The organism is Rhizobacter sp. P1_G5, from assembly GCF_056405435.1.
Window position 1 is genome coordinate 1 of sequence record NZ_JBFUCB010000309.1, and the last position, 6923, is coordinate 6923.

Sequence of the window (6923 nt, forward strand, 5' to 3'; positions counted from 1 at the left end):
GTGGTGGCGCGCATGATCGAGCTGCTGATGGCGAGCCCCGCCGCACGCGCGCGGCGCACGCTGGGCCGCACGCTGGAGATCGGCACCGGCTGCGGCTACCAGGCGGCGGTGCTCGCGCAGCTGTCGCGGCAGGTGCTGTCGGTGGAGCGGCTCAAGCCGCTGCACGACAAGGCGCGCGAGCTGCTGGCGCCGTTGCGCTTGACGGACATCCGGCTGGTGTATGGTGACGGGATGCGGGGCCACCCGCCGAACGCGCCGTACGACAGCATCATCTCGGCGGCCGGCGGCGACAATCTGCCGCAGGCCTGGCTCGATCAACTGGCCGTCGGCGGCCGTCTGGTGGCCCCGGTGCAGCGGGCTGCAGGGCAGGGCCAGGTGCTGGTGGTGGTCGACAGAACAGAGGGTGGATACGAGCGCGCGGTTCATGAGGCCGTGCTGTTCGTCCCCCTAAAATCAGGAACGGATTGATGACAGTGGCAGTGATGGCAAGCACCTCGACTCCCGCGGCCGCGCGCCGCCATTCGACCGGCCCCCGAGCGATCGCGATCGTGCTGGCGGCGCTTGCCCTCGCGGCCTGTTCGTCGCCGAAGTACCACGCGCCGGTCGAGGATCGTGGTGGCACGCGGGCGCCGGTCACGACGGCCGGCGGTACGGCGGTCGCGACACCGGCACCGGTGGTCGGCACGCCGGAGGCCGTGAAGCCGCTGCCCGGCGCCGAGAACGCCGGCAAGCCGGGCTTCTATTCGGTGAAGCCGGGCGACACGATGATCCGCATCGGGCTCGAGACCGGCCAGAACTGGAAAGACCTGATCAAGTGGAACAACCTCGACAACCCGAACGTCATCGAGGTCGGCCAGGTGCTGCGCGTCGTGCCGCCGGGTGCCGACCCGAATGCGGTGGCCACGCGCGGCGTGACGGCTGCAAAGGTCGACGTGAAGCCGCTCGATGCGCCGCGGCCCGCGTCGGGGGCTTCGGCCGCCACGACGCCGGTCGCGATTGCCACGGCCCCGGCCGCCACGCCGCCCGCCGCGCGCGATGACGACGACATCAACTGGCAGTGGCCCGCCACCGGTGCGGTGGTGGCCGGCTTCGACGACGTGCGCAGCAAGGGCCTGTCGATCTCCGGCAAGCCCGGCGACCCGGTGCTGGCGGCCGCCGATGGCCGCGTCGTCTACGCCGGCTCCGGCCTGCGCGGCTACGGCAACCTCGTGATCCTGAAGCACAACAACACCTTCCTGACGGCCTACGCGCACAACCAGGCGCTGCTGGTCAAGGAAGACCAGACCGTGCGCCGCGGCCAGAAGATCGCCGAGATGGGCGCCACCGATTCCGACCGGGTGGCGCTGCACTTCGAGATCCGCAAGCTCGGCAGGCCGATCGATCCCGCCAAGCTCCTGCCGCCACGCTGAGGCGCGGCCCACCTTCCACCAGCCCGGGCAACAGCATGGTCAAGAAGCGCAGCACACTGAACGGGCATGCGCTGGGCCATGACACCGGTGCGCGGCCGCCGCTGCCGGCGCTGAAGGTGGACGCGGCGCAGGCCGAGCCGGTGGAATCCGCAGCCGAGGCCGATCCGCAGGGTGATCCGCACGACCACGCCGAGCTGCCGTCCGACGACGTGCGTCCGGTGATCGAGATCGCGGCGGGCGAGGGCGAGGTCGGCAACACGCTGCAGACCTACCTGCGCGACATCCGCCGCGCGCCGCTGCTGACGCCGCAGGAAGAATTCGACACCGCGACGCGGGCCCGCGCCGGCGATTTCAGTGCGCGCCAGTCGATGATCGAGCGCAACCTGCGGCTGGTGGTCAGCATCGCGAAGAACTACCTCGGGCGCGGCCTGCCGATGACCGACCTGATCGAGGAGGGCAACCTCGGGCTGATGCATGCGATCAGCAAGTTCGAGCCGGAGCGTGGCTTCCGCTTCTCGACCTACTCCTCATGGTGGATCCGCCAGAGCATCGAGCGCGCGATCATGCACCAGGCCCGGCTGGTGCGGCTGCCGGTGCACGTGGTGCGCGAGCTCAATCATGTGCTGAAGGCGCGCCGCGCGCTCGAGGCCGACGGCACGCATGGCGACGGCACCGACAAGCCGGTGCGGGTCGAGGACATCGCGCAGCGCGTCGGCCGGCCGGTGCAGGAGGTGAGCGAGCTGCTGAAGTTCGCCGAGCTGCCGGCCTCGCTCGATGCGCCGATCGACCGAGAGAACTCCGAATCGATGATCGACAGCGTGGCCGACGAAGGCGCGAGCGATCCGCTGTCGACCACGCTGAACCACGAGATCGACGTGCTGCTGCAGCACGGCCTGGACGAGCTGAACGAGCGCGAGCGCGAGGTGCTGTCGGGCCGCTACGGCCTGCGCGACCGCGAACCCGAGACGCTGGAGGTGCTGGCCGAGCGGCTGGGCCTGACGCGCGAGCGCATCCGGCAGATCCAGCAGGAGGCGCTGGTGAAGCTCAAGCGCCGCATGGCGCGCAGCGGGATCGATCGCGACTCGATTTTCTAGGCACCCCTGCGGTGCTGAGACAATCGAGGGATGACAGCAAGCGATGAATGGCTGACGGTCGAGTCCCTCGACCTCGAAGCGCAAGGCGTGGCGCACAACGCGGAAGGCAAGGTGGTGTTCATCGAGGGCGCATTGCCCGGTGAGCAGGTCCAGGTCAGCGTGGGGCGCCGCAAGAACAACTGGGAGCAGGCGACGATGACGGCGCTGCGCCGCGAGAGCTCGCAGCGCGTGACGCCGGCGTGCCGGCATTTCGGCACCTGCGGCGGCTGCAAGATGCAGCACTTCCATGTGGGCGCGCAGGTCGCGACCAAGCAGCGGGCGCTCGAAGACGCGCTGTGGCACCTCGGCAAGACGAAGGCCGAGCGCGTGCTGCGGCCGATCGAGGGGCCGGCCTGGGGCTACCGCTACCGGGCGCGCCTGTCGGTGCGCCACGTCGTCAAGAAGGGCACGGTGCTGGTGGGCTTCCACGAGCGCAAGTCCAGCTATGTGGCCGACATGGACAGCTGCGAGGTGTTGCCGCGTCACCTGAGCGATCTGCTGCTGCCGCTGCGCACGCTGATCGGCGCGATGGACCAGCGTGATCGGCTGCCGCAGATCGAGGTGGCGATCGGCAGCGAGGTCACGGCGCTGGTGCTGCGGCACCTCGAGCCGCTGAGCGGCGGCGACCTGCAGCGCCTGCGCGAGTTCGCGGCGGCGCATGGCATCCAGTGGTGGCTGCAGCCCAAGGGGCCGGACACGGTTCAACTGCTCGATGCGGACGGCCCGCCACTCGCCTACGACCTGCCGGAGTTCGGCATCACGATGCCGTTCAAGCCGACCGACTTCACGCAGGTCAACCACCAGATCAACCAGGTGCTGGTGTCGCGGGCGCTGAAGCTGCTCGCGGCCGGGGTCGACGAGCGGGTGATCGACTGGTTYTGCGGSCTSGGCAATTTCACGCTGCCGATCGCGACGCAGGCGCGCGAGGTGCTCGGCATCGAAGGCAGCGAATCGCTGGTGGCGCGCTCGCGCGAGAACGCGCAGGTGAACCGGCTCGCGCACAAGACCTCGTTCGTCGCGCGCAACCTGTTCGAGATCACGCCGGCCGAACTGGCCGGGTATGGCAATGCGCAGAAATGGCTGGTCGATCCGCCGCGCGAAGGGGCGTTCGCGCTCGCGAAGGCGCTGGCCGACCTGCATGCGGATCCGGCGCTGGCGCCCGGATTCGTGCCGCCGCAGCGCATCGTCTACGTGAGCTGCAACCCGGCGACGCTGGCGCGCGATGCCGGGCTGCTGGTGCATCAGGCGGGCTACCGCTGCACGGCGGCCGGCGCGGTGAACATGTTCCCGCACACGGCGCATGTGGAGAGCATGGCGGTGTTCGAGCGGGGCTGATCGGCAGCACCAAAAAGCGAAAGGGCCCCGGAGGGCCCTTTTTCTTGCGCGGTCAGCGGATGCGCTTATTCGCGGTCGCCGCCGAAGATGCCGAGGATGTTCAGCAGGCTGACGAAGACGTTGTAGACATCCAGGTAGATCGCGAGCGTCGCGGTCACGTAGTTCGTCTCGCCGCCGTCGACCACGCGCTTCAGGTCGTACAGCATGAAGGCCGAGAAGATCACGACCGCGAGGGCCGACACGGTCAGCGACAGCGCCGGCATCTGCAGCCAGATGTTGGCGATGCTCGCGACGATCAGGCCGATCACGCCGACCATCAGGAACTTGCCCCAGCTGGAGATGTCACGCTTGATGGTCGTGGCCAGCGTCGCCATCGAGATGAACACCACCGAGGTGCCGCCGAAGGCCATCATGATCAGCTGGCCGCCGTTCTTGTAGCTGCCGAGCACGCGCCCGATCGTCAGTGACAGCATCACGCCCATGAAGAACGTGAAGGCCAGCAGCAGCACGACGCCGGTCGGCGAATTCTTGGTCTTGTCGATCGCGAAGAAGAACGCGATCGCGCCGCCGAAGAACAGCGCCAGCGTCATGAACGGGCTGGCACGCGCGACGTCGGCGAAGCCGAAGGCCATGCCGGCCCAGGCGCCGATGACGGTCGGCACCATCGACAGTGCCAGCATCCAGTAGGTGTTGCGAAGAACCCGGTTGCGCTGTTCAGCGCTCGGAACCGAGCCGAGGTAGTCGCCGTAGGCGGCTTGCAGGTTGTCGTTCATGAATCCTCCAGGGGGTGGAACCAGGGGTGTGGACCCGGACGGCGCATTGTAGTTCCCGGTTACACGTGACATGAGCGGACATGAAGACCGCCCGTGGATTCGTTGGCGCCGGCGCAGGGGTGATCTGCCCGGGCAGGCCTTGGTGGCGGCCGGCGTGACGCACTACAGTGCGGCTTTCCCAACTCCTGCCCCTGCGCATGAACAGCAAACCCGTGTTGACCCTCGACGACGTGAAGCGCATCGCCGCCGCCGCCGAGGCCGAGGCCTTGAAGAACCAATGGGCCGTGACGATCGCGATCGTCGATGACGGCGGGCACCTGCTGTGGCTGCAGCGGCTGGACGGCGCCGCGCCGATCTCGTCGCACATCGCCCCGGGCAAGGCCCGCACCGCGGCGGTCGGCCGGCGCGAGAGCAAGGTCTACGAGGACATGATCAACCAGGGCCGCAGCGCGTTCCTGAGCGCACCGACGCTGGAGGGCATGCTCGAAGGCGGCGTGCCGATCCTGGTGCAGGGCCAGTGCGTGGGTGCGGTGGGGGTCAGCGGCGTGAAATCGAGCGAGGACGTGCAGGTCGCGAAGGCAGGGATCGCCGCGCTCTGATCAGGCAGCGATCTTCAGCGGGATGATCGCCATGCCGCCTTGCGCGCCGGTGGCGGTCTCGAACACCTCGCGGGCGCAGTCTTCGCAGCGCCCGCAGCAGGTGGCGACGCCGGTTTCCAGCTGCAGCGAATCAAAGCTGTCGCAGCCACCGCGAACATGCCGTTCGATGTCCCTGTCGGATACGCGTTCGCAGACACACACGATCATCAGATGCACTCCCGGCCGCCGAGCGAGGGCCGATGGAGTGCATCTTAAACAAGAACGATTCGCAACTCAAGGCCGAGGACATCCCCGCACCGCGGGGGTGCGAGGAATCGGTCACGGGGGCTCAGGCCTCGACTTCACCCATTTGTGACTGGRGGTAGTTCTGCAGGCCGRCCTTGTCCACCAGGTCGAGCTGCGTCTCCAGGAAGTCGATGTGCTCCTCGGTGTCGTCGAGGATGCCCTGCAGCAGGTCGCGCGAGACGTAGTCGCGCACCGTCTCGCAGTGGGCGATGCCGTCCTTGATGGTGGCCTGCGCGCCCTGTTCGGACTTCAGGTCGCATTGCAGGATCTCGACGGTGTCCTCGCCGACCATCAGCTTGCCCAGGTCCTGCAGGTTCGGCAGCCCGTCGAGCGTGAAGATGCGCGTCATCAGCTGGTCGGCATGCTTCATCTCGCCGATCGACTCGGCGTATTCCTTGGCTGCGAGCTTGTCGAGGCCCCAGTGCTTCAGCATCCGGTAGTGCAGGAAGTACTGGTTGATCGCGGTGAGCTCGTTCTTCAGCTGCGCGTTCAGGTGTTCGATGACTTTCGGGTCGCCCTTCATGTGTGGCTCCTTCTTGTTGGGTGAGAGGTCGGATCAGCGCGCATTATCAGAGCCGAACAGCCCGCAACGAAGCGCAAATCCGAGCGATGTGCTCGCGTTGCAAGCGGCAATCGCTCGCATTCGTGTGATGCCTGCGCGGCTCAGGGTCAACCCTCGAAGCTCGTCTATAATCCCGCGGTTTACCTGCAACCCGCCCGCCCCAGCGAAACCCTCGCCGTTTCCTGTCGAAAACTCCCCCAGTTTTCTCCCCGGTCCGACGCTCGAGATGAGCAGAGCTGGGCGCGCACCAACGGAGATACGTGTGCCGCCTCAACTGCTGACAAACCCAGGACAGGCTCTGCTGGCACTCGCGGACGGAACTGTCTTTCAGGGCGTCTCGATCGGTGCGCCCGGCGAGACCATCGGCGAAGTGGTGTTCAACACCGCGCTGACCGGCTATCAGGAAATCCTGACCGACCCGAGCTACTGCCGCCAGATCGTCACGCTGACCTATCCGCACATCGGCAACTACGGTGTCAACGATGAGGATGTGGAAGCCAGCCGCGTGTTCGCGGCCGGCCTGATCATCAAGGATCTGCCGTTGCTCGCGTCGAACTTCCGCCAGACCATGACGCTGGCGCAGTACCTGCAACGCGAAGGCACGGTGGCCATCGCCAACATCGACACCCGCCGCCTGACCCGCGTGCTGCGCACCCGCGGCGCGCAGAACGGCTGCATCGTCACGCTGGCCGCCGGCCAGGTGGTGACCGATGCGATCCGCAACGATGCCATCGCCAAGGCCAAGGCCGCGCCCAGCATGGCCGGGCTCGACCTGGCCAAGGTGGTCAGCGAGACCAAGCCCTACGACTGGACCGAGACCGAATGGA

General features: G+C 67.6%; 9 protein-coding genes. 6 read left to right on the forward strand and 3 right to left on the reverse strand.

Going from position 1 to position 6923, the window contains the following annotated elements:
• From AC1D12_RS19990 to rlmD, 4 genes are all read left to right on the forward strand, one after another.
• Window positions 1-468 (forward strand): protein-L-isoaspartate O-methyltransferase family protein (locus AC1D12_RS19990; RefSeq protein WP_477842446.1); only part of this gene is annotated, 468 nt, incomplete at its 5' end.
• A 14-nt stretch (window positions 469-482) separates the two neighbouring features.
• Window positions 483-1409 carry a peptidoglycan DD-metalloendopeptidase family protein gene (locus AC1D12_RS19995; RefSeq protein ID WP_477842448.1) on the forward strand — a complete coding sequence of 309 codons (927 nt, stop codon included), beginning with the start codon at window positions 483-485 and terminating at the stop codon, window positions 1407-1409.
• 35 nt (window positions 1410-1444) lie between these two features.
• Window positions 1445-2503: an RNA polymerase sigma factor RpoS gene (gene rpoS, locus AC1D12_RS20000; protein ID WP_477826655.1), complete on the forward strand. Its 1059-nt coding sequence runs from the start codon at window positions 1445-1447 to the stop codon at window positions 2501-2503.
• A gap of 30 nt (window positions 2504-2533) precedes the next feature.
• Complete coding sequence (rlmD, locus tag AC1D12_RS20005) at window positions 2534-3877, forward strand: 23S rRNA (uracil(1939)-C(5))-methyltransferase RlmD (protein ID WP_477826656.1); 1344 nt, start codon at window positions 2534-2536, stop codon at window positions 3875-3877.
• Between the two features lie 65 nt (window positions 3878-3942).
• Here the strand turns inward: rlmD and AC1D12_RS20010 are convergent, their stop codons facing one another.
• The gene (locus tag AC1D12_RS20010; RefSeq protein WP_052213048.1) at window positions 3943-4650 is read right to left on the reverse strand and encodes a Bax inhibitor-1/YccA family protein; all 708 of its coding nucleotides are present in this window, start codon (window positions 4648-4650) and stop codon (window positions 3943-3945) included.
• Window positions 4651-4847: 197 nt separating this feature from the next.
• On the opposite strand from AC1D12_RS20010, the gene AC1D12_RS20015 reads away from it, so the two are divergent.
• Window positions 4848-5249, forward strand: a complete 402-nt coding sequence (locus AC1D12_RS20015) for a GlcG/HbpS family heme-binding protein (RefSeq protein WP_047511508.1) — start codon at window positions 4848-4850, stop codon at window positions 5247-5249.
• Here AC1D12_RS20015 and AC1D12_RS20020 read toward each other — a convergent pair whose 3' ends face one another.
• Together AC1D12_RS20020 and bfr are read right to left on the reverse strand one after the other, a co-directional pair.
• Window positions 5250-5456, reverse strand: coding sequence for a (2Fe-2S)-binding protein (locus AC1D12_RS20020; RefSeq protein WP_052213119.1), 207 nt, complete (start codon window positions 5454-5456; stop codon window positions 5250-5252).
• A gap of 121 nt (window positions 5457-5577) precedes the next feature.
• Window positions 5578-6057, reverse strand: coding sequence for a bacterioferritin (gene bfr, locus AC1D12_RS20025; RefSeq protein WP_477842450.1), 480 nt, complete (start codon window positions 6055-6057; stop codon window positions 5578-5580).
• A gap of 127 nt (window positions 6058-6184) precedes the next feature.
• Between bfr and AC1D12_RS20030 the strand changes: the two genes are divergently transcribed.
• Window positions 6185-6923 (forward strand): carbamoyl-phosphate synthase domain-containing protein (locus AC1D12_RS20030; RefSeq protein WP_477842452.1); only part of this gene is annotated, 739 nt, incomplete at its 3' end.